This is a genomic window from Oxalobacteraceae bacterium OTU3CAMAD1 (assembly GCA_024123915.1).
Classification (GTDB): domain Bacteria; phylum Pseudomonadota; class Gammaproteobacteria; order Burkholderiales; family Burkholderiaceae_D; genus Rugamonas.
Map to the genome: position 1 here is coordinate 1,341,298 of CP099650.1, position 24,086 is coordinate 1,365,383.

Genomic DNA, 24,086 nt, shown 5'->3' on the forward strand with positions numbered 1-24,086 from the left:
TCTTAGGGATGAACCTGGAAGGAATTTCCCAATGGAATATGCGCAGCTGACCCCCGGCCGCCGTTTCGCCCCTCTCCACAGCCTGTTGTATTACAGCCAACGCATCGTCACGCGGCCCGCCTTGCGCCGCATGGTGGTGCGCGCGCTGAGCGGCGCCTTGCGCGTGCGAGAGGGATCGGGAAAAGAGTTGTACGGGAATAGCCCGCAGGAGGAAGCCGCGCTCGCAGACCTGAGCGACAGCGGCTACGCGCCGCTGGGAAACTTGCTCGACAACGCGCAATGCGACGAGATCAAGGATTATCTAAAAAACAAACTCCTGTTCGACCGCGATCGTGACCGCGAGACATTCACCTTGATGCAGGCGCCCACCGGCGTGCGCGTGGCCGACTATCATTTGCGCGACGTCATCGCCTGCCCGCACATCCTGGCATTGGCCAACAGCCCGCCGCTGCTGGGCCTGGCCGCCCGCTACATGGACTGCAAGCCGACGATTTCCGCGCTCGGGCTGCGCTGGTCGTTTCCGGTGGAAGGGGATTGCAGCGCGCTGCAGGCCTTCCACCGCGACTCGGAAGACTGGCGTTATCTGAAGGTGCTGGTCTACCTGACCGACGTCGATCTCGACGCCGGACCGCATGTGTATTTGCATGGGAGCCATCTGACCCAGGCGCCGATGCGCCTGCGCTTTTATACCGACACCGAGATCTCCAGCGCCTATGGCGCCGACATGTTGTTAACGGCCGTCGGCTCGCGGGGATTCTGTTTCGCCGTCGATACCGCCGGCATCCATAAAGGCACGGCGCCGGCACGGCAACCGCGCCTGATGCTGCAGATCCAGTACTCGCTGTTGCCCAGCTACGCCTACCAGTACTCGCCCGAGGTTTATCAGGGCCCGCTGGTCCTCGATCCTTATGTGAACCGCCTGATCGTCAAGCCGCGCGGCTAGCCGTGCCCTTGCTGAGGCTTTCGCCATCCTCCTTGCGCAGCGACCGGAAGGTCAGCGATGACAGCATCGTCAGCACCGCCAGCGTGATGAAGGCGTAATGCAGCGCGGACGTCAGCGCCAGGCGGTTCGACTGCGGCAGGTCGCCGAGGAACCAGCCGGTGATCAGCGAGCCCGCGGCCAAGCCGAAACTCATCGACAGCTGCTGCATCGAACTGGCGATGGTGCTGGCCATGCTCGAATCGGCGTTGTCGACATCGGCGTAGGCGATGCTGTTCATGCTGGAGAACTGCAGCGAATTGAAAAAGCCCAGGCAAAGACTGATCATCACGATCACATACAGCGGTGTGCCCTGATGGACCAGGGCGTACATGGCGATGGTCACGCCGATCAGCAGTGTGTTCACGGTGAGCACCTGGCGGTAGCCGAACCTGGCCAGCACGCGCGCCGAAATGAACTTCATGCCCATCGCGGCGGCGGCGGACGGCATCATCAGCAGGCCCGATTGCCATGCCGGCAGGCCGAGGCCCAGCTGGTACAACAGCGGCAGCAGGAACGGCAGTCCGCCCACGCCGATGCGCGTGACGAAGCCGCCGGCCACCGATACGCGGAAGGTGCGGATCTTGAACAGCGCCAGCCGCAGCAGCGGGAACTTGGCGTCCCGCGCATGCCACACATAGGCGGCCAGCAGGCTGCAGGCGATCAGCAGCAGCACCGTCGCCGACGTCGCATCGAGTTTGTGCTCACCGAAGACCTCCAGCAGCCATGACAGCAGGGCCACCCCGGTGCCAAAGAGGACAAGGCCGATCAGGTCCAGCGGCCGGGCGCCGTCGCCGCGATAGTCCGGCATGTAGCGGTGGGCGAGGAAGATGGCCGCCAGGCCGACCGGCACGTTGACGAAGAAGATGTCGCGCCAGGTCAGCCAGTGCACGATCAAGCCGCCGACGGTGGGGCCGAGCAGGGGGCCGATCAGCGCCGGGATGATCACGAAATTCATCGCCGCCAGCAGTTCGGCCTTGGGGAAGGTGCGGATGATGGCCAGCCGTCCGACCGGCATCATCATCGCCGCGCCCAGGCCTTGCAGCAGCCGCGCCGCCACCAGCATCGGCGAATTGACGGACAGCCCGCACAGTATCGACGCCACCGTGAAAATCGCCACCGCCGACATGAAGACGCGGCGCGTGCCGAAGCGGTCGGCCATCCAGCCGCTGATCGGGATCGCCACCGCCAGACTGAGAATGTAGCTCGTGACGACCGCTTTTAAGCTCAGCGGCGTGACCTGCAGGCTCACCGCCATGCTGGGAATCGCCGTGTTGACGATGGTCGAGTCCAACTGCTCCATGAAGAGCGCGGTGGCGACGACCCAAGGCAGATAGCGTTTGGCGGCGGAAGTATCCATGCCTTCAATTGTCACATAAAAGGCAAGGTCGGGTCATTAGGCCGGATTGTATGGGGCGCCGGGTTTTTCTTCGACAACCGCTCCCCAGTGGTCCTCGAACATGATCTCGCTCAGCGGGCGTCGCTGGTCCCAGCGTTCCAGCTCCAGCATCGGCGCGGTGTAGAACTCCTCCACCTGGCCCACGCACAGCACCGCGATCGGCTGGCTGCCATCCGGCATGCCGCAAATCTCGCGCAACCTTTGCGGATCGAACATCGACACCCAACCCGCGCCGATCCCCTCGGCGCGCGCCGCCAGCCAGAAGTTCTGCAGCGCGCACGACGCCGACGCCAGGTCCATCTCTGGCATGGTCCGGCGGCCGAACACATAGTTGTCACGCTTGTCGACCAAGCCGACCACCAGCACCTCGGCGCAGGCCAGTATGCCTTCCACTTTCAGCTGCATGAACTCCTCCGCGCGCTTGCCCAGCGCCTCCGCAGTCTTGATGCGCTCCTCGTTCACGTGCTGGTGGATGCTGGCGCGCAACTCGGCGCTGGCGATGCGGATGAAGCGCCACGGCTGCATCAAGCCGACGCTAGGCCCGTTATGCGCGGCGGCGATGAAGCGCAGCAGTTGCCCGTCCTCCAACGGCCCGGGCTTGAAGTGGCGCACATCGCGCCGCTCGCGTATCGCGCGGTAGACGCCCTCGATTTCGGCGGCGGAAAAAGCGTGTCGATTCATGGCGCCTTCTTCAGCGCGACCAGCGCATCCAGCAAAGGCTGCGTGGCGTCGGCGATGCGTTCCAGGCTGGCCTCGCGCAGCGCCGAGGTATCGACCGTGCGGTCCGAATGCAGACCGGCCCAGCGCAGCAGCGCGCCGCTGGCTTCGCGCGTATCGAACAGGCCATGCAGATAGGTGCCTAGTATCTGGTCGTCGGCCGAGCGCGCGCCCTCCGGGCGGCCGTCGATCAGGAAGGCGGGAGATTCCAGCGCGCCGCCGGTCGAGGTGCCCATGTGGATTTCATAGCCTGCCACCGTCGCGCCATCGGTGTCGAAGGCGCACGTGCCACGGACTTGCTCCAGCCGTTTGTCGGCTGTCATTTCGGTGACCATGTCGAGCAGGCCGAGCGCCTCCGAGTCGCCGGCCTTGCCCTCGATGCCGAGGGGATCTGTGACGCTGCGTCCCAACATCTGGAAGCCGCCGCACACGCCGATGACTTTACCGCCGTAGCGCAGGTGGCGGGCGATCTCCTTCGGCCAGCCTTGCGCGCGCAGCCATTCCAGATCGCCGCGCGTGTTCTTGCTGCCGGGGAGGATGATCAGGTCCGCCTTGGGTATCGGCTCGCCCTGGCGAACGAAATGCAGATCGACGTCGGGATGCGCGCGCAGCGCATCGAAGTCGGTGTGGTTGCTCATGCGCGGAAGGCTGGGCACCACCACGCGGAAAGCGCCCTTGGACGCCTGCACCGGCTGCACAGCGTCCTCGGCGTCGAGGAACAGGCCGTGAAGATACGGCAGCACGGCGAGCACCGGCTTGCCGGTCTGCTGTTCCAGCCATTCCAGGCCGGGTTCCAGCAGCTTGATATCGCCCCGGAAGCGGTTGATGACGAAGCCGATGGTGCGTGCGCGCTCGCTCTCCGACAGGCAGGACAAGGTGCCGACGATGTGCGCGAACACGCCGCCGCGATCGATGTCCGCCACCAGCACCACCGGGCAGTCGACTTTTTCGGCGAAGCCCATGTTGGCGATGTCGCGGTCGCGCAGATTGATCTCCGCCGGGCTGCCGGCGCCTTCGACGATCACGCTGTCGTACTGCGTGAGCAGGCGGTCGTGCGATTCCAGCACCGCCTGCATGGCCACGGTTTTGTATTGGTGGTAGTCGCGCGCGTTCATCTCGGCGCGGACCTTGCCATGGATGACGACCTGCGCGCCGATGTCGCTCGATGGTTTTAGCAGGACCGGGTTCATGTCCGTGTGCGGCGCCAGGCCGGCGGCGATCGCTTGTAGCGCCTGCGCGCGGCCGATCTCGCCGCCGTCGGCGGTGACCGCGCTGTTGAGCGCCATGTTCTGCGGCTTGAACGGCACCACCCGCACGCCCTGGCGCTTGAGCAGCCGGCACAGGGCGGCGACCACGGTGCTTTTGCCGGCGTCGGAGGTGGTGCCCTGTACCATCAGGGTCGAATAGGGAAAACTCACTTTAATTCTTCCTGTGCTGGCGCGCCAGTTCGAGTTTTTCGCACATGACGGTGGTGCCGGCGACCATGCGCGGGCCGGCGCGGTTCAGCAGCTCGCCGTCCAGGGTGAAGAGGTTGTCGTTGCGAACCGCCTTCATCGTGGTATACGGCTTCCAGAGTGTGACGCCGCCGTAGTCCTTTTCTGCCGTGCCGAAGACCGCCTCCGGGTCCGCCTGCAGCACCGCTTCCACGCTGACCACGGGCGCCGTGGTTTTGAGGTCGGCGAAGATATTGACGCCACCGCACAGGCGCATGGCGTCGCTGACGATGGACACGCCGTTGAGCGTGTAGAGCGGCTTGTCCCATACCTGGTAGAACATGCGCACCGGCGGACGGTTGGAGTACTGTTTGGCCAGTGCCGCGAACTGCTTGCGGATGTCGGCGGCGGCGGGCTGCGCGACGCTTTCGGTACCCATCAACTGGCCGAGGCGCAGCAGGTTGTCGGGGATGCCGTCCAGCTTCAAAGGCTCGCTATGGAAAATCGGAATGCCCAATTGGCGCAGCGTTTCGATCTGACGCTCGGAGCTGCCGTGCATCCAGGCGACGATCAGGTCCGGCTTCATGGCGATCACACGTTCCATGTCGATCTGGCGGTTGGTGCCGATGCGCGGAATCTTCTTTGCCGCTTCCGGGAAATCGCTGTAGGTGACTGCGCCGACGATCCTGTCTCCGCCGCCGGCCGCATACAGCAGCTCCGTCACATGCGGCGCCATGGCGATGATGCGCTGGGCCGGTTTTTGCAGCGTGATCACGTTGCCGTCGTCGTCGCGCACGCTGATGGCGGCGGCACTGGCGTCAGTGGTGTAGACAGCGGCGGTGATGGCGGCCGTGCACATGCAGAGTGTCGCGGCGAGTTGGTTCTTCTTCATTGGTTGGTCCATTCGTTCAATGCTTTTTGTAGGCGATTCCATCCCGCTTCGTCGGGCGGCAGGCCAAGGCGGATGCCGCGCGCGGCGTGCTTGAACAACCGCACCCAGATGCCGCGTTCCGCCATGTGTTGCCAGAACGCCTCCGGCCGCGCCTCGCTCCACCACTGGAACAACGGTGTGCCGTTCGATGCGATGCCGTGCGCGGCCAGCAGCTGGCGCAAACGTTCGCCGCTGGCGTCCAGTTGTTCGCGCGTGCCGGCCTGCCATTGTTTGTCGCGCAGCGCGGCGATGGCGATGTGCTGGGCCGGACCGCTGACGGTCCACGGGCCGAGCAAGTCCGCCAGGCCGCGCAACAGGTCCGGGTGGGCGGCGACGAAGCCCAGGCGTATGCCGGCCAGCCCGAAGAATTTCCCGACCGAGCGCAGTACGATCAACCCCGTTCTGCCGCTGTGGGCGGCGACGCTATTTTGCTCAGACGTGTCGCCGAAGGCTTCATCGACGACCAGCCAGCCGCCGCGCGCCGCCAGTTGGCCCGCCCAGTCCAGCAGCCGCGTGGCCGGCACCGTGGCGCCTGTGGGATTGTTGGGATTGACGATGACCACGACGTCGCTGACAGCGACGGCCGCATCCAGTTCGGCGTAAGACGTTTGGGTCAGCGTGTGACCGTGATCGCTCCAGTGATGCGCGTGCTCCGCGTACGACGGCGCGGTGACGGTTACGCGCGACGGTTTGCGCAACCGGGGAAGCGCTTGTATCGCCGCCTGCGTGCCCGCCACCGGCAGCATCAATGGCGCGCGATAGTAGGTCTCCGCCGCGCGCGCCAGTTCAGGATCGGCTTCGGGCAGGCGGTGCCACGCATTGTCCGGTAGCTGCGGCGCCGGGTACCAGCGCGGATTGATGCCGGTCGACAGATCGAGCCAGTCGTCGCGGCCGAAGCGCAGCGCGGCGTCGCGCAGGTTGCCGCCGTGTTCAAGCATGTACGTACTCCAGGATAAAAGCCGCGACCAGCGCGCAGGATAGCCACAGCCCCGTGGTGCGGACCACGAGATGCCATGCGCGGGCGATATCGGCGCCGGTGGCCGGTGCTCCCTGGCCCAGCGGCGGACGTTCTTCAACCTCGCCGTCGTAGATGGCCGCGCCACCCAGTTGCACGCCAAGCGCGCCGGCGCCGCTGGCCATGACCGGACCGGCGTTCGGACTGCTCCACGCCGGCGCTTGTGCGCGCCAGCATGCCCAGGCGCGCCGTTTTCCATGCAGTCCCGGCGCCAGTAGCACGTAGGACAGCGCGGTCAGGCGCGCGGGCAGGTAATTGAGCGCGTCGTCGAGACGCGCGGCGGCGCAGCCGAATTGCAAAAGGCGGGGAGTGCGGTAGCCCCACATCGCGTCGAGCGTGTTCGCCATGCGGAACATGACCGCGCCCGGGCCGCCGGCGACGATGAACCAGAACAGCGTGCCGAAGACGGCGTCGTTGCCGTTTTCAAGCAGGGATTCGGCGCTGGCCTTGGTCAATTCGATCTCGCTAGCGCTGGTGGTGTCGCGGCTGACGATGCGGGCCGTCAGCAAGCGGGCGTTGGGCAAATCCTTCCGCGCCAGTGCCTCGGCGATCGGCAGGTTGTGGTCGCGCAGGCTGCGCAGGCCAAGCGCGAAGTAGAGCATGATGACGTGCAGCGCATACACCAACCACGCGCTCAGTGGAGCGGCCATCCAAACCAACAGGCTGGCGACGGCGGTCAGCGGCAGCACCGCCAGCATCCAGGCCAGCACACCGCGCCAGAAGCGCAAGCCGCCGCGATTGAGGCGGCGTTCCAGCGCCATCGCCAGATTGCCGAATCCGACCAGCGGATGCCAGCGGCGCGCCTCGCCGAGTAAAAAGTCCAGCAGTACGCCGGCCACCATCAACAACGCAACGGCGTAAAAGCTCAACCCTGACAGCACGGCTATCCTTTTAATACCAGCGGCAGGCCGGCGGCGACGAACACCGCGCGGTCGCAGATCGCCGCCACCGATTGATTCAGACGCCCCTGCTCGTCGAGGAAGCAGCGCGAAATGGCGCCGGATGGCATGATGCCCAATCCCACCTCGTTCGATACCAGCACCACGTCGCTGGTGCATTTGATCAGCGCACTGGCCAACATGTCCTGCTGCTCGTGGAACAGCGCCGGTAGCGTGATCTCGCCAACTTCCGGATACTCTTCGCCGCTGCTGAATAGCAGGTTGCTGAGCCAAAGCGTCAGGCAATCGACCATGATCAGGCGGTCCGGGGACGACCAGCGCAGCAACTGGTTACCGAGTGCCAGCGGCTCCTCGACGGTGGTCCATTCGCCTGGGCGGGTGGCGCGGTGGTGTGCGATGCGGGCCGCCATTTCGGCGTCGCCGGCGGTGGCGGTGGCGATGTAGACGACTTCCTTGCCTGATTCTACGGCCAGGCGCTCGGCGTAGGCGCTTTTACCGGAGCGTGCGCCGCCCAGAACGAGTGTACGTGTCATACCGGACTCCTTGAAAACAGGGCGGCGACTGCCGCCGGGTTGGATGGGAAGTAAGCGTGAAAATACGAAGCGGTGAGCGATCCTGCGCGATACCAGGCTTCGCCTTGTATTGCGGAGGGATGTTTAATAGTATGCGCCGCCGGCTGCACAGTTGTCGCCAATTTGGAGTAATGGAACGTGTGACCGCGCAGGATTCCGTGCTCCGTGGGGAGAGCCTGCGGCCCGAGACCGGCCAGGCGTGGCTGCATTGCCACACTGCCGGTCAGTAAGCCGGCCATCGGCCAAATCGTGCCGGATTGGTCGGCCAGCGTATCGGCCAGCGCCATCATGCCGCCGCATTCGGCGACAATGGGGATGCCCGCCGCGTGGATGGCGCGTATCGACGATTTCCACGCGTCCGCGCCCGACAACGCCTCGGCGTGCAGTTCAGGGTAGCCGCCGGGAAGATAGACCGCGTCGGCGCCGTCGGGCACCGGTTCGTCGGCCAGCGGCGAGAAGAATGTCAGTGTCGCGCCAAGGGCTTTCAGGGTGTCCAGGTTGGCGGGGTAGAGGAACATGAAGGCCGGATCGCGCGCGATGGCGATGGTTTTCCCCGCCAGTGCGGGCACGGGCTCCGGATCTATCGCCACGGGAGTCGTTATGTCGATGTTGCGCAACTGGTCCCACGCCGCCTCGTCGAACACCAGCTGGTCGGCCAACGTGTCGAGCAATCCGTCGATGTCGCTCACTTCACCGGGCAGCACGAGGCCCAGATGGCGTTCCGGCAGCGATCTTGTCTGGCGCGGCATGGTGCCGAACAGCGGAATATCGCGCAGCGACGCCGCCACCATTTTGGCGTGGTTTTCGCTGGCGACGCGGTTCGCGATCACGCCCGCCATGTCGACCGGGCCGTAGTCCCGCAGGCCATGCACCAGGGCGCCGGCGGTTTGCGCCATCGAGGAGGCGTCGATCACCGCCATCACCGGCACGCCGAATTCGCGCGCCAGGTCGGCGGACGACGGCGTGCCGTCGTACAGGCCCATGACGCCTTCGATCAAGATCACATCCGCGTCGGCGGCCGCCTGCGCCAACTGGGCGCGGCACTGCTCCGGGCCGACCATCCACAGATCCAGCGTGCGCACCGGCGCGCCGCTGGCGCGCTCCAGCAGCATCGGGTCGATGAAATCGGGACCGCATTTGAACACGCGCACGCGTTTGCCCAGCCGCGCCAGCTTGCGCGCCAGCGCCGCCGTCACGGTGGTTTTGCCCTGGCCGGAGGCCACGGCGGCGATCAATAGCGCCTTGACCGTTGCCATTACCACTCGGTCCCGAGTTGCGCGCCGATGCCGGCCTTGAAGGCGTGTTTGACGACCTCCATTTCGGTGACGGTATCGGCGATGGCGATCAGCTCCGGCGGCGCGCCACGGCCGGTGATGACGACGTGCTGCATCGGCGGACGCGCCAGCAGATCGTTGATCACCATTTCAACGTCCAGGTAGCGGTACTTCAGCGCGATATTGAGTTCGTCGAACACCACCAGGCCAATGGCCGGATCGGCCAGGAATTTCTTCGCCTGCTCCCACGCGAGCAGCGCTTTTTCGGTGTCGCGTTCGCGGTTTTGCGTCTCCCAGGTATAGCCTTCCCCCATCGTGTGGAAGCTCACCTCATCGGGGAAGCGGCGCAGGAAGGCTTCCTCGCCTGTCTGCATCGCGCCTTTGATGAACTGCACCACGCCGACCTTCATGCCGTGGCCCAGCGCGCGGATCACCATGCCGAAGCCGCTCGAGCTCTTGCCCTTGCCATTGCCGGTGTTGACGATGATGATGCCGATCTGCTTGTCGGCGGCGGCGATCTGCGCGTCGATGATCGCCTTCTTGCGCTCCATGCGTACGCGATGGCGCTCGTTGAGCGCCGCTGTTTCGGCGCTGATGGCTGCGCTGTTGTCTTTATTCTGGTCGGTCATTCTTGGTCCTCGGTGGGAATGAAGATGCTGCGTGTTCCGTGCTGGATGATGTCGATCGGGTGGCCCAGGTAGTCGCTCAGGAGATCGGCCCGCATCACGTCGGCGGTGGTGCCGGCCAGCCAGCGGCCGTCGCCCATCAGCAGCAGAGCGTGGGTTGAGACGCTGTGCGCCAGGGTCAGGTCGTGGCCAATCATGACAGCGGTTTTTCCTTGTTCGCGGCAAAGCTGCGATAGCAGCTTCATGACGCTGACCTGGTGCGCGAGATCGAGCGCGTTGGCCGGTTCGTCCAGCAGCAGCAGCGGCGTGTCCTGCGCCAGCATGGCGGCGATGGCCACGCGCTGGCGTTCGCCGCCGGACAAGGTGCGCACGTCGCGCGCGGCCAGTTCGGCCACCTCCATCGCTTCCAGCGATTTCATGGCGATGGCCTGGTCCTCGCCGCCTTCCCAATAGCGGTTGTCGTGGTACGGATGGCGCGCCGACAGCACCGTTTCGATCACGGTGTAGGCGAAGGCGTCGCTGCGGCTCTGCGCCAGGAAGGCGCGCTGGCGCGCCAGTTCGGCCAATGGCCAGTCCTTCAGCGCGCGGCCGCCGATGACCACGTGGCCGCCATCCGGCGGGCGCAGGCCGGCAAGGGTACGCAGCAGGGTGCTTTTGCCGGCGCCGTTGCGGCCGATAACGCTCCAGCATTCGCCGTCCTGGACGAGCCAGTTCAAGTCCGCGATCAGCTGGCGCTGACCGATTTTCAGGGAGAGGTTGTGGGTGCTGATCATATTATTTACGCAGCCGGTGCAGCTGGTACAGGAACACCGGCGCGCCGATCAAGGCCGTGACCACGCCCACCGGCAGCTGCTGCGGCGCGATGATGGTGCGGGCCAGCGTGTCTGCCAGCAGCAGGTAGCTGCCGCCGGCCAGCGCCGCCGCAGGTATCAGCAGGCGGTGGTCGGGACCGACGGCGAAGCGGCAGGCGTGCGGCACGATCAGGCCGACGAAGCCGATGCTGCCGGCGCTGGTCACGGCGCTGGCCGTCAGCAGGCCGGAGGTGAAAAAAAGGCCCTTGCGCAAGGCGCCGACGCGGATGCCCAGGGTGGCTGCGGCTTCCGCGTGCAGCGCCATCACGTTCATGGCGCGTGCGTTGCGCAGCGCGAAGATCAGCGCCCCGGCCAGCACCACCCACGGCATCCAGCGCAGCGGGGCGCCGGACAGGTCGCCGATCATCCAGAACACCATCGTGCGCAGGCGGCTCTCCGGTGCGATCGACAGCATCAGCGTGACCAGCGCCATGCAGGCGGACGACAGAATCACGCCGGTCAGCAGCAGCAGGGCGGTGCCGCCTTCGGCCGCCGCACCGCCGCGCATGTCGCGCCGCGCCAGCGTATAGAGCATCATCGACACGACAACCGCGCCGGCGAAGGCCGCCGCGTCGACCATCCACGCGGCGCACATGAACATCAGCGCGGCCAGCGCGCCGACCGAGGCGCCGGAGGAGATGCCCAGGACATAAGGGTCGGCCAGCGGGTTGCGCAACAGCGCCTGCATCATGACGCCGGCCAGCGACAGCGCGGCGCCGGTGACGAAGGCGGTGATGGCGCGGCTCAGGCGCAGGTCGAGCAGGGTGGCGGACAAAGAGGTGGTCTGGCCGTGCAGCAGATCGTTGACGGCTGCGGGAATATCGGAAAGGGGAATCGCGACCGAGCCGGTCATGCCCGAGAAAACCAGGCTGGCAAACGCGAACAGGGCCAGGCCGGTCAGGGTGACGGCGGCGCGCTGCTGCAGATTGCGTGAGAAAGAATGCATGCACTACTTTCAGAGAGTGGGAAGCACTGGCAGATTACAGTATTACAAGCTTAAGCAAGACTTAGCGATAACCCCGTAATCCGCCCCACGTGTTCTCGTGTCTATTTATAACCGTATCGGATGCCCGCGAACACATTGGACCCTGGGGTGGTGTAATTGCGCGCCAGATCGTACTGCTTGTCGCCGATGTTATTCCAGCGGACCAGCGCCGACCAGTCGCGCGAGAAGGCGTAGGTCACGTACAGGTTCACCAGTCCGTAACCGCCCAGGCGATTGCGATTGGCCGCGTCGTCATAGCGGTCGCCGGACACTTCCAGTTCCACGCCGGCCTTTAACGCGCCGATGCCATAGTCGGCGGTCACGTTGCCGTGCTTCTTGGCGCGGCGCAGCAGGCGTTTGCCGGTTGTTTCATCCTTCGGGTCCTGCAGATCGATGTTGGCGGCGAGGTTGATGCCGGCCAGCCTGGTGGCGGCCGACAGCGTGATCCCCTCCAGCATCGCGCGATTGACGTTGTAGGCGCAGCCGCTCGGATAACCGGTGCGGCCGAACGGGCACGGATTGATGTTGACCAGCATGTCCGTCAGGCGGTTGCGGTAATAGCCGGCGCTCAGCGCGTTGACACCGTCGTCGTAACGCAAGCCCACTTCGGCGTTGCGGCCTTCCTCCGGCTTGTTGGCCGGATTGCCGTAGCCTGGGAAGTACAACTCGTTGTAGGTCGGCGCGCGGAAGCTGGTGCCGTAACTGGCGGTGGCGCGCAACGCCTGCGTGATGTTGTAGCCATAGCCCAGCGAGCCGGTATTCTGTGAGCCGTAGATCGTGTTGTCGCGGCGGACGCTCGCGCTGAGAAGATTGGCGCCGCGACGGGCGTTGTACGAGGCGGCGAACGAGTTGGTGGTGCGCTCGGGGTTGCGCAGATCGAAGCCGTTGGTCTGGACTTCCTCCTTGCGGTGCTCGTACAGCAGTTGCAGCACGTCGGCGCCGATCCGCAGATCGTTCTGCCAGGTGATGAAGCTTTGCTTGGTGGTGATGCGCGCGTAACCGCCGGCGGTGGCGTTGGTGTAGTTTTCGCCCTTGTCCTTGGTCTCCGAGTACTGCAGCAGACTGTCCCAGATCGGCAGCAGCCTCCCCTTGGCGTACACGCTGGCGGTGTCGATCACGTTTTTGCTGCGCACGTCGTAGGCCGACAGGCCGCTGTCGTACTGCGAATCGAGTTTGCTATGCAGGAAAAGCGCCCCAGCCTCGTACCCCTTGGCCAGTTGCAGGCTGAATTGACCGGAGACGTTTTCCTTGTCGTAGCCGTCGTCGTCCGGATTGTACGAGGACAGGCCTGGACGGGCGGTCGAAAAGCCGTCCGACTTTTCCTTGCCGGCGCTGACCGCGTAGCCGAAGCTGTGCTCACCGCCGGTGGCGCCCGAAACCGTCACATCGGCTTCGCGCGTCTTGTCGCTGCCATAGCCGGCGAAGGCCGTCACCGCCGGGGCGCCCTGGCCTTTTTTGGTGAAGATCTGGATCACGCCGCCGATGGCGTCGGCGCCGTACAGGGAGCTCAGTGAACCGTAGACGATCTCGATACGGTCGATCGCGGTCAGCGGAATGGCGCTCCAGTTGGCGGCGCCGGTGGTGGACGAGCCGATACGCACGCCGTCGACCAGTACGATGCTCTGGTTGCTGTTGGCGCCACGGATGTAGACGTTGGACGAGCTGCCCGCGCCGCCGTTGCGCGTCACCTCGATGCCGCGCTGGCGCTTGAGCAGGTCGACCACGGAGCCGGCGCCGGCTTCGGCGATTTGTTCGGCCTTGATGGTGACGGTGTCGCTGATGATGTCGGCCAGCGGTTGCGGCGTGCGGGTGGCGGTCACCACGACGGTATCGGCCGGCGCCTCGTCGGCGTAGGCGCCGGGGTGCGAGAAAGCGGCGGCCATCGCCAGTGCCAGCGAGGTCAGTGCCACCGGGCGGCGTGCCAGGCGGGAGATCGGAAAGGACATGATTTATTTTTCTGTTAGAAGCAACCGGCCTACTTCCCCGTGGGCCAGATTGAACAGAAGCGGATAACCGAGAGATGCGCGCGCATAGTCGGTTCGCCCACTTCCACCTGCTTTGGCCGGTATCCGGGCTGGCAAGTTAGACCATCTCACCTTCCCATGCGAAGCACAGTGGTTGTCAGAGCTGGTTTGTCGCGCGCCGCGCGACACTTGCTTACCGTTGCGGGGGCAGCACACGTGGGCCGCTGGGCGGCTTCGTGTTTCCCGTTTAACTGCGCATCCGGACGGACGCGCGGGCACCAAAGCCGGTCATTATACGGCTTTGATGTGTGACTTGATAACTAGTGAAAAATAATTGAGCGAATGGCGGCCGGTCCTTGTTATCATTTGCGCTATCTTGCCAGGTAATTCACTTGCTGTCGTTGGAGCACCCCATGTTCGACCTCCGTCCTGTCCCGTCATCCGCCCCTCCGGCTTTGCGTCCCATGGTCAATCCGCGTCCGGTCGTGAGTGTGGTTCCGCTGTTCGACGGCCATCAGTGCGTCATCGTCGATAACTTCCTGGCCGAGCCGGAGACGATGGTGGAATATGCGGCGCTCCAGCGCGGAGAATTCCTCGACTCGGTCGGCAATTACTATCCGGGACCGGAACTGCCGTTGACGGGACGCTTCGTCTCCAGCGTCCAGGAGGCGTTTCTACTGCATGCGCGCGCACCGCTGAAGGCGCGCCGGGTGCTCGGTACCGTCTGCCGACTCTCGTTGGCGACGAAGCTCCCGGAGCAGCTGTTGCCGGGCCAGCGCATGCCGCACCGCGATTCCTACGATCTGGATCCGATGGAGGGTGTCGGAGCGATGGTGCTGTATCTGTTCGAGGATCAGCGGCTCGGCGGCACCAATTTTTTCAAGCCCAAGGTGCCTCCGGCGGAAATCATGGCGCTGCTGCGCGATTTTAAGCGCATGGAGCAGGCGGGGGAATCACCCCTGCCGACAAAGCCGCCGACATTCGCCATCGCGTCGGATGACCATTTCGAAAAGGTGCTCACCGTTGAGCCCAAGTTCAACCGCGCGATTTTTTATAACGGCCAATTGTTCCACTCCGGGCATCTCGCGGCACCCGAGCTGTTGGTCGAAGATCCGGCTGTCGGCAGGCTGACGGTCAATGCCTTTTTCAAGCTGCGCATGGCCGCGACCTGAGTCGGGCCTGGATTCATTCTAAAACCAATGTGGCGCCGTAGGCGATATGGTGGGGAGCGCGGGCGGCTTGCAGGGCCATCTCCTGTGGGGGAAGGCCGGCGTGGCAGGCTGACAGCAAACGCATGGCGCCCGCGTGGCAGATGACGATCGCCTCGCCGTCGTCGCCCAGCTGGCGCTGGAGGTCGGCGTGGAAGGCCGCGATGCGCATGGCCATTCGCAGCACGCTCTCGCCGCCGCCGGGTTGGTAGTTGGCCAGATCGGCGGCCCAGGCGTCGACGTCTGCGCGTGCAATGTCGTCCCAGGCTCGCATCTCCCAACCGCCGAAATGCATTTCGACCAGACGGGCATCGAAAATCGGCGTCGCCGACAGGCTGGCGGCGAGTCCTGCGCAGCGGCGCAATGGACTGGAATATACGGGCAAACCCGCCGGCAGTCGCGGCGCCAGCGCGGCGAGCGTGCGCGCCAGCTCCCCGGGCGCGACTTCCAGATCGGTGCTGCCATAGCAGACGCCCGCCGCGACCACCGGTTGGGGATGACGGACCAATATCAGTCGCATGGCTTAGAAAAACTGAGACTGCGCGCTGGTGTGCAGCCCGGCGAGCATGCACAGGTAGAAGATCGCTTCGGTCACTTGCTGTACCGCGCCCAGGCAATCGCCGGTGTAGCCGCCGATGCGCCGCACGAATTTTCGCGCCAGCCAAAAGGTCGCCACCAGCGCCAGGGCGAAGCCGCTGATCAGCATTGTCCACGACAGCCAGCCCAGATGGATAAGTATCAACGCCGGCAGCAAGGCGGTGACGGCGGCGATGGAAAATTCAATGGTGCGCATCTTCTGCGCCAGCGGCTTGGCCTTGCCTTCGGCGCGCGCGTAGTCCAGCCGCCAGATCAGCGAAACCGCCATCAGCCGCGACATAGGATGCGCCACCAACAGGGCCGCCAGCACCCCGAAGGGCGGTATATGGGTCAAGATCGCGCACTTCAGCAACAGCAGGCAGAAAATGCCGATCGCACCGTAGGCGCCGATGCGCGAATCCTTCATGATCTCCAGCACGCGCTCCTGCGTCATGCCGCCGCCGAAACCGTCGCACATGTCGGCAAAGCCGTCTTCATGGAAGGCGCCGGTGACGTAGATGCCGGCGGCGACCGACAGGATGACGGCGATCACGGGAGGGACGAACTTGAAGGCGACAACGTAGACCGCGCCGGCGATCAGCGCGACGACCACACCGACCAGCGGAAAATAGCGTGACGCCTGGTTGAGCCAAGCGGGATCGAAGCCCACCCAGCGCGGGATCGGCAAGCGCGTGAAGAACTGCAGCGCGGTGAAGAACAGTCGGAGCTGGTGCACTGAGCGTGTCCTTACTCGGACTTTTCGCTGACCTGGGCCGATTCAAACGTGGCCATCTGGTTCAGGAAATTGACCGCCGCGTGCAGCAGCGGCAGCGCCAGCGCGCAGCCGGTGCCTTCGCCCAGCCGCAAGCCGAGATTGAGCAGGGGTTTGGCGTCCAGCGCGGCGAGCATTTGTTGATGGCCGTTTTCGTCGGAGCAGTGCGCGAAGACGCAGTAATCGAGAATGGCCGGCTGCAGGCGGGCGGCGACCAGCAGCGCGCTGGTGACGATGAAGCCGTCGATCAGCAGCACCTTGCGCAGTTCGGCCGCCTTCAGCATGGCGCCCGCCATCATGGCGATTTCCAATCCGCCGAAGGTGGCCAGCACGTCGAGCGGCTCGGTGACGGCTTCATGGCGGGCGATCGCCGCTTCGATGATGCGCTGCTTGTGCAGGATGCCGTCGGCGGAGAGGCCGGTACCGGCGCCCACGCAATTGGCGACCGGGATGTCCGTCAGCTTATGCATCAGCGCGGCGGCGGCGGTGGTGTTACCGATGCCCATTTCGCCGAAGCCGACGACATTGCCGTCCAACTCGGCGGCCAGCACCATGCCGGCGGCCAGCGCCGCCTCGCAGGTGGCGTGGGTCATCGCCGGTTCCTCCGCGAAGTTGTGGGTGCCGTGGGCCAGCTTGCGGTCGGTCAGGCCGTCGCGCGGGCCAAAGTCGTGATTGACGCCGGCGTCGATGACGCGCAATTCGCAGTTGTTTTGCGCCGCGAAGACGTTGATGGCCGCGCCGCGCGCCAGGAAGTTCTCCACCATTTGCCAGGTAACGTCCTGGGGATAGGCGGAGATGCCTTCGGCGACGACGCCGTGATCGGCCGCAAAGACCAGGATGGCCTGCTGCGTGAGCGCGACTTCGCGGCTGTTCTGTATCAGGCCAATTTGCCTTGCCAGCGATTCCAGCACTCCCAGACTGCCAAGCGGTTTGGTCTTGTTGTTGATGGCCTTGTCGAGCAAGGCGCCTAGCGCATCGTTATGAGTAGGGGAGATAGTTGGAAGAATGAACATGGCCTGCCTGGCAATCGATGAATTTGTTATTTTACCCTTGCCAGCGACTGCGGCCCTTGCTATAGTTCGCCCCCTCGCAGAACGGCGCATACAAATGCGGCGTGAAGCGAAGAAGAGAAAGAAAAAGAAGTGCTTGACGAAATATTCGAAACGCCTCATAATCTTGCCTCTTCGCTGATGAACACAACGCTTCTTCAGCAAGCAGTACCGAATAAAGTTCTTTAAAAATTAACAGTCGATAAGTGTGGACGTTTGATGAAAGTGCACGCGGAGCAGGGGTAACCCAGTTCCGCGATACTTAAAATATCAAATGTTCACAAGAAGTAATGAAATAGGCGCTACGAAAGTAGTGGCCTGTCAGTATTTTGAGTGAGCGACCTCTTAGCAATAAGAGAGCCGGTAAAACGGCAAAAGTAACAGAGATTAAACTGAAGAGTTTGATCCTGGCTCAGATTGAACGCTGGCGGCATGCCTTACACATGCAAGTCGAACGGCAGCGCGGGGCAACCTGGCGGCGAGTGGCGAACGGGTGAGTAATATATCGGAACGTACCCTGGAGTGGGGGATAACGTAGCGAAAGTTACGCTAATACCGCATACGATCTAAGGATGAAAGTGGGGGATTCGCAAGAACCTCATGCTCCTGGAGCGGCCGATATCTGATTAGCTAGTTGGTAGGGTAAAAGCCTACCAAGGCATCGATCAGTAGCTGGTCTGAGAGGACGACCAGCCACACTGGAACTGAGACACGGTCCAGACTCCTACGGGAGGCAGCAGTGGGGAATTTTGGACAATGGGCGCAAGCCTGATCCAGCAATGCCGCGTGAGTGAAGAAGGCCTTCGGGTTGTAAAGCTCTTTTGTCAGGGAAGAAACGGACCTTTCTAATACAGGGGTCTAATGACGGTACCTGAAGAATAAGCACCGGCTAACTACGTGCCAGCAGCCGCGGTAATACGTAGGGTGCAAGCGTTAATCGGAATTACTGGGCGTAAAGCGTGCGCAGGCGGTTTTGTAAGTCTGTTGTGAAATCCCCGGGCTCAACCTGGGAATGGCAATGGAGACTGCAAGGCTAGAGTTTGGCAGAGGGGGGTAGAATTCCACGTGTAGCAGTGAAATGCGTAGATATGTGGAGGAACACCGATGGCGAAGGCAGCCCCCTGGGTCAAAACTGACGCTCATGCACGAAAGCGTGGGGAGCAAACAGGATTAGATACCCTGGTAGTCCACGCCCTAAACGATGTCTACTAGTTGTCGGGTCTTAATTGACTTGGTAACGCAGCTAACGCGTGAAGTAGACCGCCTGGGGAGTACGGTCGCAAGATTAAAACTCAAAGGAATTGACGGGGACCCGCACAAGCGGTGGATGATGTGGATTAATTCGATGCAACGCGAAAAACCTTACCTACCCTTGACATGGATGGAATCCCGGAGAGATTTGGGAGTGCTCGAAAGAGAACCATCACACAGGTGCTGCATGGCTGTCGTCAGCTCGTGTCGTGAGATGTTGGGTTAAGTCCCGCAACGAGCGCAACCCTTGTCATTAGTTGCTACGAAAGGGCACTCTAATGAGACTGCCGGTGACAAACCGGAGGAAGGTGGGGATGACGTCAAGTCCTCATGGCCCTTATGGGTAGGGCTTCACACGTCATACAATGGTACATACAGAGCGCCGCCAACCCGCGAGGGGGAGCTAATCGCAGAAAGTGTATCGTAGTCCGGATTGTAGTCTGCAACTCGACTGCATGAAGTTGGAATCGCTAGTAATCGCGGATCAGCATGTCGCGGTGAATACGTTCCCGGGTCTTGTACACACCGCCCGTCACACCATGGGAGCGGGTTTTACCAGAAGTAGGTAGCTTAACCGCAAGGAGGGCGCTTACCACGGTAGGATTCGTGACTGGGGTGAAGTCGTAACAAGGTAGCCGTATCGGAAGGTGCGGCTGGATCACCTCCTTTCTAGAGTGGCACGAACCCGTTAAACGGTTCACTCATCAAGCGTTCACACTTATCGACTGTCAATATAAAGAACAGCATTTGGGGCTGTAGCTCAGCTGGTTAGAGCACCGTGTTGATAACGCGGGGGTCGTTGGTTCGAGTCCAACCAGCCCTACCAGTTTTACCCTAGTAGTAAATCTCAGGGGGATTAGCTCAGCTGGGAGAGCACCTGCTTTGCAAGCAGGGGGTCGTCGGTTCGATCCCGTCATCCTCCACCAAAAGTTCAAACGTAAGTCAGCCAGTTTGGTTGCGATTTAGGTTTGATCTTTTAGAGATCAAGTGCTGTACGTTCTTTAACAATCTGGAAGAAGTAAGTAAATTTTTATTGATCGCATCACCGACAGGTGGCGCGATGGGTAATGATTGTATGTATCAACAAACGCAACAACGTAGTACTTCTTATTCCTATAAACGCTCCTTGTTTAGTCGCAGGGGCTAACGTTATAGGGACAAGTGAATAAGTGCACATGGTGGATGCCTTGGCGATTACAGGCGATGAAGGACGTAGTAGCTTGCGATAAGCTGCGGGGAGCTAGCAAACAAGCTTTGATCCGCAGATTTCCGAATGGGGAAACCCGGCCTTTTAGGTCATTGCATACTGAATACATAGGTATGCAAAGCGAACGCGGCGAACTGAAACATCTAAGTAGCTGCAGGAAAATAAATCAACCGAGATTCCCAAAGTAGTGGCGAGCGAAATGGGAAGAGCCTGCACGTTTTAGCATGACGCATAACAGAATCCTCTGGAAATAGGAGCCATAGCGGGTGATAGCCCCGTATGTGAAATGCGATGTGTGGAACTAAGCGTGCGACAAGTAGGGCGGGACACGAGAAATCCTGTCTGAATATGGGGGGACCATCCTCCAAGGCTAAATACTCGTAATCGACCGATAGTGAACCAGTACCGTGAGGGAAAGGCGAAAAGAACCCCGGGAGGGGAGTGAAATAGATCCTGAAACCGTGTGCATACAAACAGTAGGAGCGGACTTGTTCCGTGACTGCGTACCTTTTGTATAATGGGTCAGCGACTTACATTCAGTGGCAAGGTTAACCATATAGGGAAGCCGTAGAGAAATCGAGTCCGAACAGGGCGATAGTCGCTGGGTGTAGACCCGAAACCAAGTGATCTACTCATGGCCAGGATGAAGGTGCGGTAACACGCACTGGAGGTCCGAACCCACTAATGTTGAAAAATTAGGGGATGAGCTGTGGGTAGGGGTGAAAGGCTAAACAAACTTGGAAATAGCTGGTTCTCTCCGAAAACTATTTAGGTAGTGCCTCAAGTATCACCATCGGGGGTAGAGCACTGTTATGGCTAGGGGGTCATCGCGACTTACCAAACCATTGCAAACTCCGAATACCGATGAGTGCGAGCTTGGGAGACAGACGTCGGGTGCTAACGTCCGGCGTCAAGAGGGAAACAACCCAGACCGCCAGCTAAGGTCCCAAAGATTGGCTAAGTGGAAAACGAAGTGGGAAGGCTAAAACAGTCAGGATGTTGGCTTAGAAGCAGCCATCATTTAAAGAAAGCGTAATAGCTCACTGATCGAGTCGTCCTGCGCGGAAGATGTAACGGGGCTAAGCCAGTCACCGAAGCTGCGGATATGCGTAAGCATATGGTAGGAGAGCGTTCTGTAAGCCTGCGAAGGTGTCTTGTAAAGGATGCTGGAGGTATCAGAAGTGCGAATGCTGACATGAGTAGCGATAATGGGGGTGAAAAGCCCCCACGCCGTAAGCCCAAGGTTTCCTGTTCAACGTTCATCGGAGCAGGGTGAGTCGGCCCCTAAGGCGAGGCAGAGATGCGTAGCTGATGGGAAGCAGGTTAATATTCCTGCACCGTCGTATGATGCGATGGGGGGACGGATCGCGGAAGGTTGTCCAACTGTTGGAATAGTTGGTTGCTGCTTCATAGAAGGCGCTTAGGCAAATCCGGGCGCGTAATTCAAGGGAGTGGGACGAGAGATTTAGGTCTCGAAGCAATCGGAAGTGGTTCCAAGAAAAGCCTCTAAGCTTCAGTCATACGAGACCGTACCGCAAACCGACACAGGTGGGCGAGATGAGTATTCTAAGGCGCTTGAGAGAACTCGGGAGAAGGAACTCGGCAAATTGGTACCGTAACTTCGGGAAAAGGTACGCCCTTGTAGCTTGGCTGATTTACTTCAGTAGGGTGAACGGGTTGCAATAAACTGGTGGCTGCGACTGTTTAATAAAAACACAGCACTCTGCAAACACGAAAGTGGACGTATAGGGTGTGACGCCTGCCCGGTGCTGGAAGATTAAATGATGGGGTGCAAGCTCTTGATTGAAGTCCCAGTAAACGGCGGCCGTAACTATAACGGTCCTAAGGTAGCGAAATTCCTTGTCGGGTAAGTTCCGACCTGCACGAATGGCGTAACGATGGCCACACTGTCTCCTCCCGAGACTCAGCGAAGTTGAAGTGTTTGTGATGATGCAATCTACCCGCGGCTAGACGGAAAGACCCCATGAACCTTTACTGTAGCTTTGCATTGGACTTTGAATCAATCTGTGTAGGATAGGTGGGAGGCTTTGAAGCGGGGACGCCAGTTCTCGTGGAGCCAACCTTGAAATACCACCCTGGTTCATTTGAGGTTCTAACCTTGGCCCGTTATCCGGGTCGGGGACAGTGCATGGTAGGCAGTTTGACTGGGGCGGTCTCCTCCTAAAGTGTAACGGAGGAGTTCGAAGGTACGCTAGGTACGGTCGGACATCGTGCTAATAGTGCAATGGCATAAGCGTGCTTAACTGCGAGACTGACAAGTCGAGCAGGTACGAAAGTAGGACATAGTGATCCGGTGGTTCTGTATGGAAGGGCCATCGCTCAACGGATAAAAGGTACTCTGGGGATAACAGGCTGATTCCTCCCAAGAGTTCATATCGACGGGGGAGTTTGGCACCTCGATGTCGGCTCATCACATCCTGGGGCTGTAGCCGGTCCCAAGGGTATGGCTGTTCGCCATTTAAAGTGGTACGTGAGCTGGGTTTAAAACGTCGTGAGACAGTTTGGTCCCTATCTGCCGTGGGCGTTGGAAATTTGAAGGGGGCTGCTCCTAGTACGAGAGGACCGGAGTGGACAGACCTCTGGTGTACCGGTTGTCACGCCAGTGGCATTGCCGGGTAGCTAAGTCTGGAAGAGATAACCGCTGAAAGCATCTAAGCGGGAAACTTGCCTTAAGATGAGATTTCCCAGAGCCTTGAGCTCTTTGAAGGGTCGTTCGAGACCAGGACGTTGATAGGTCAGGTGTGGAAGTGCAGTAATGCATTAAGCTAACTGATACTAATTGCCCGTACGGCTTGTCCCTATAACCTTAGCAGGTTATGGTTGAATAAGAAGTACGTTGAGGCGTTCGTTGATACACAACTTCATTACCCAGTATTGAGATACTGATTACTTACTTCTCCAGATTCTGAGCAACGTTCATATGAACGCGGCTCGTACAAGTCAATGCCTGATGACCATAGCAAGTTGGTCCCACCCCTTCCCATCCCGAACAGGACCGTGAAACAACTCTGCGCCGATGATAGTGCTGCAACCAGTGTGAAAGTAGGTTATCGTCAGGCTAGTTATATTAAAAAAGCCCCTTCCAATGATTTGGTCGGGGCTTTTTTTCGTCTGTATTTCCCATTTACTTGCGTTTGGGCGGCGTCACGGCCAGCGGCCGCACCGTCTCGAGCAGGCTGACCAGTGTCTTGCCCGGCTCCTCCCACGGGATCATGTGGGCGGAGTGCTCGAACCACACGCCGCGTTTGTACGGCGCCTTGACGCGCTTGAGCCACTCGTCGGTCGGGGCCGATGGCGTGGTGTAGTCGTGGCGGCCCATGAACATCACCACCGGGATCGGGAAGCTGCGCACGTTGCGATAGTCGACGCCGAGGAACTCCGGCAGCAAGCGGCCCAGCGAGAACATGTTGCCGGCGTCGATGGCGCGCACGTCGCAGTCGTTATACTCCGGCGAGAGCTTGCCCGCGTTATGGAAGTAGTCCGAACTGTCGCGATAGGCGCTCAGGCCGCCATAGTGCTGCGCCCAGGTACGTGCCGTGACGATGCGCTCGCGCGTGATCGGCTGGTCGCCCGGATACGGCGCGATCGACGCCAGCTCCCTGATGGCCTTCTCGTTGTTGTGCGCCTTCGATTGCTCAACCGCGTAGTCATAGCTGATGCGTTCATTCTCGCGGGTGTCGATCACCTGGCCGATGCCGACGTAAGCGTGGAACAGGTCCGGCCGCTTCAGCGCCGCGCCCATGCCAACCACCGTGCCCCAGCTATGGCCCATCAGGATCACCTTGTCCTTGCGGTAGCGGGTCTTGATGTACTCGGCGACCTCGATCGCATCGTCGATGTAGCGCGGAATGTGGATGCTGTCGCTGATCGAATCCGGCGCGGTTTCATTGAATGTCTTCCCGGCGCCGCGCTGGTCGTAATTAACGATAGTGAAATACTCTTCCAGCGGGCGCTGGAACTGCCAGATAGTGGGGATCAGCGGCGAGGCCGGACCGCCGTGCACGAACAGGATCACGGGATTGTTCTTGTCCTGGCCGCGCACGTTGATCCACTGGTCGATGCCGCCGATGTTGGTCTTGTAGGCTTCCTGCACGCCGGCCGGCGCGACGATGCGGCCCAAGTCCTTGATCACTTCCCGCGCCTTGGCATATTCCTGCAGGCTTTTGCACTCCTGCGCACCCGCGCCGGCACCCAGCGACGCCAACAGCACACACCCCGTCAGAATTTTTTTCATCGATTCAAACCCTGAATGAATAAAAATGTCATTCTAGCCGGATGTTTCGTCAGTGTGCCAAACCAGCGGTGTCGCTTTCCCAGCCGCCTCCGCCATCCCTTTTCGCCGCTGCGTATTTCTGCA

The 24,086-nt window shown here is 61.5% G+C and carries 18 protein-coding genes, 2 tRNA genes, 3 rRNA genes and 1 riboswitch; of the genes, 7 read left to right on the forward strand and 16 right to left on the reverse strand.

Going from position 1 to position 24,086, the window contains the following annotated elements; all coding sequences use genetic code 11:
* The first annotated feature begins 31 nt into the window (after positions 1–31).
* On the forward strand, positions 32–943 hold the full coding sequence (locus NHH88_05695) for a phytanoyl-CoA dioxygenase family protein (GenBank protein ID USX15287.1): 912 nt from the start codon (positions 32–34) through the stop codon (positions 941–943).
* Here NHH88_05695 and NHH88_05700 read toward each other — a convergent pair.
* The 12 genes from NHH88_05700 to NHH88_05755 form a co-directional block, all read right to left on the reverse strand.
* Positions 927–2,339 carry a DHA2 family efflux MFS transporter permease subunit gene (locus tag NHH88_05700; protein ID USX15288.1) on the reverse strand — a complete coding sequence of 471 codons (1,413 nt, stop codon included), beginning with the start codon at positions 2,337–2,339 and terminating at the stop codon, positions 927–929. The genes NHH88_05695 and NHH88_05700 overlap by 17 nt on opposite strands.
* Before the next feature lie 36 nt (positions 2,340–2,375).
* On the reverse strand, positions 2,376–3,059 hold the full coding sequence (gene bluB / locus NHH88_05705; GenBank protein USX15289.1) for a 5,6-dimethylbenzimidazole synthase: 684 nt from the start codon (positions 3,057–3,059) through the stop codon (positions 2,376–2,378).
* Positions 3,056–4,489, reverse strand: a complete 1,434-nt coding sequence (locus tag NHH88_05710) for a cobyric acid synthase (GenBank protein ID USX17272.1) — start codon at positions 4,487–4,489, stop codon at positions 3,056–3,058. Before NHH88_05710 ends, bluB begins: the two co-directional genes overlap by 4 nt.
* Before the next feature lie 25 nt (positions 4,490–4,514).
* Positions 4,515–5,387, reverse strand: a complete 873-nt coding sequence (locus NHH88_05715; protein USX17273.1) for a cobalamin-binding protein — start codon at positions 5,385–5,387, stop codon at positions 4,515–4,517.
* Positions 5,388–5,416: 29 nt separating this feature from the next.
* Positions 5,417–6,397 carry a threonine-phosphate decarboxylase CobD gene (gene cobD / locus NHH88_05720; protein USX15290.1) on the reverse strand — a complete coding sequence of 327 codons (981 nt, stop codon included), beginning with the start codon at positions 6,395–6,397 and terminating at the stop codon, positions 5,417–5,419.
* On the reverse strand, positions 6,390–7,355 hold the full coding sequence (gene cbiB, locus NHH88_05725) for an adenosylcobinamide-phosphate synthase CbiB (protein USX15291.1): 966 nt from the start codon (positions 7,353–7,355) through the stop codon (positions 6,390–6,392). Before cbiB ends, cobD begins: the two co-directional genes overlap by 8 nt.
* Before the next feature lie 2 nt (positions 7,356–7,357).
* The gene (gene cobU, locus NHH88_05730) at positions 7,358–7,906 is read right to left on the reverse strand and encodes a bifunctional adenosylcobinamide kinase/adenosylcobinamide-phosphate guanylyltransferase (GenBank protein ID USX15292.1); all 549 of its coding nucleotides are present in this window, start codon (positions 7,904–7,906) and stop codon (positions 7,358–7,360) included.
* Complete coding sequence (locus NHH88_05735) at positions 7,903–9,201, reverse strand: cobyrinate a,c-diamide synthase (GenBank protein USX15293.1); 1,299 nt, start codon at positions 9,199–9,201, stop codon at positions 7,903–7,905. The genes cobU and NHH88_05735 overlap by 4 nt, the downstream gene beginning before the upstream one ends.
* Entirely contained in the window at positions 9,201–9,848 is a 648-nt protein-coding gene (cobO, locus tag NHH88_05740) for a cob(I)yrinic acid a,c-diamide adenosyltransferase (protein USX15294.1), read from the reverse strand. The genes NHH88_05735 and cobO overlap by 1 nt, the downstream gene beginning before the upstream one ends.
* Entirely contained in the window at positions 9,845–10,618 is a 774-nt protein-coding gene (locus NHH88_05745; GenBank protein ID USX15295.1) for an ABC transporter ATP-binding protein, read from the reverse strand. Before NHH88_05745 ends, cobO begins: the two co-directional genes overlap by 4 nt.
* Before the next feature lies 1 nt (position 10,619).
* Entirely contained in the window at positions 10,620–11,642 is a 1,023-nt protein-coding gene (locus tag NHH88_05750; protein ID USX15296.1) for an iron ABC transporter permease, read from the reverse strand.
* A 101-nt stretch (positions 11,643–11,743) separates the two neighbouring features.
* Positions 11,744–13,627, reverse strand: coding sequence for a TonB-dependent receptor (locus NHH88_05755; GenBank protein USX15297.1), 1,884 nt, complete (start codon positions 13,625–13,627; stop codon positions 11,744–11,746).
* Between the two features lie 96 nt (positions 13,628–13,723).
* A riboswitch (cobalamin riboswitch) is annotated at positions 13,724–13,943 on the reverse strand.
* 115 nt (positions 13,944–14,058) lie between these two features.
* Between NHH88_05755 and NHH88_05760 the strand changes: the two genes are divergently transcribed.
* Positions 14,059–14,817, forward strand: coding sequence for a DUF6445 family protein (locus tag NHH88_05760; protein USX15298.1), 759 nt, complete (start codon positions 14,059–14,061; stop codon positions 14,815–14,817).
* 13 nt (positions 14,818–14,830) lie between these two features.
* Here the strand turns inward: NHH88_05760 and NHH88_05765 are convergent, their stop codons facing one another.
* Genes NHH88_05765 through cobT form a run of 3 tightly spaced genes read right to left on the reverse strand, consistent with a single transcriptional unit; the run spans position 14,831 to position 17,214 of the window.
* A complete protein-coding gene (locus NHH88_05765; protein USX15299.1) occupies positions 14,831–15,373 on the reverse strand; it encodes a histidine phosphatase family protein in 543 nt (180 codons plus the stop codon).
* A 3-nt stretch (positions 15,374–15,376) separates the two neighbouring features.
* Positions 15,377–16,165: an adenosylcobinamide-GDP ribazoletransferase gene (locus NHH88_05770; GenBank protein USX15300.1), complete on the reverse strand. Its 789-nt coding sequence runs from the start codon at positions 16,163–16,165 to the stop codon at positions 15,377–15,379.
* An 11-nt stretch (positions 16,166–16,176) separates the two neighbouring features.
* Positions 16,177–17,214: a nicotinate-nucleotide--dimethylbenzimidazole phosphoribosyltransferase gene (gene cobT, locus NHH88_05775; protein USX15301.1), complete on the reverse strand. Its 1,038-nt coding sequence runs from the start codon at positions 17,212–17,214 to the stop codon at positions 16,177–16,179.
* Between the two features lie 425 nt (positions 17,215–17,639).
* Here cobT and NHH88_05780 point away from each other — a divergent pair.
* The 5 genes from NHH88_05780 (at position 17,640) to rrf (ending at position 22,788) form a co-directional block, all read left to right on the forward strand.
* Positions 17,640–19,170, forward strand: a 16S ribosomal RNA gene (locus NHH88_05780).
* Positions 19,171–19,250: 80 nt separating this feature from the next.
* A tRNA-Ile gene (locus NHH88_05785) sits at positions 19,251–19,327 on the forward strand.
* A gap of 24 nt (positions 19,328–19,351) precedes the next feature.
* Positions 19,352–19,427: transfer RNA gene (locus tag NHH88_05790), tRNA-Ala, on the forward strand.
* A gap of 229 nt (positions 19,428–19,656) precedes the next feature.
* Positions 19,657–22,529: ribosomal RNA gene (locus NHH88_05795) — 23S ribosomal RNA — on the forward strand.
* Between the two features lie 146 nt (positions 22,530–22,675).
* Positions 22,676–22,788, forward strand: a 5S ribosomal RNA gene (rrf, locus tag NHH88_05800).
* Together the 16S, 23S and 5S rRNA genes with 2 tRNA genes alongside form the textbook arrangement of a ribosomal RNA operon.
* A gap of 65 nt (positions 22,789–22,853) precedes the next feature.
* On the opposite strand, the gene NHH88_05805 is transcribed toward rrf, so the two are convergent.
* Positions 22,854–23,963 carry an alpha/beta hydrolase gene (locus NHH88_05805; GenBank protein USX15302.1) on the reverse strand — a complete coding sequence of 370 codons (1,110 nt, stop codon included), beginning with the start codon at positions 23,961–23,963 and terminating at the stop codon, positions 22,854–22,856.
* Between the last annotated feature and the right edge of the window lie 123 nt (positions 23,964–24,086).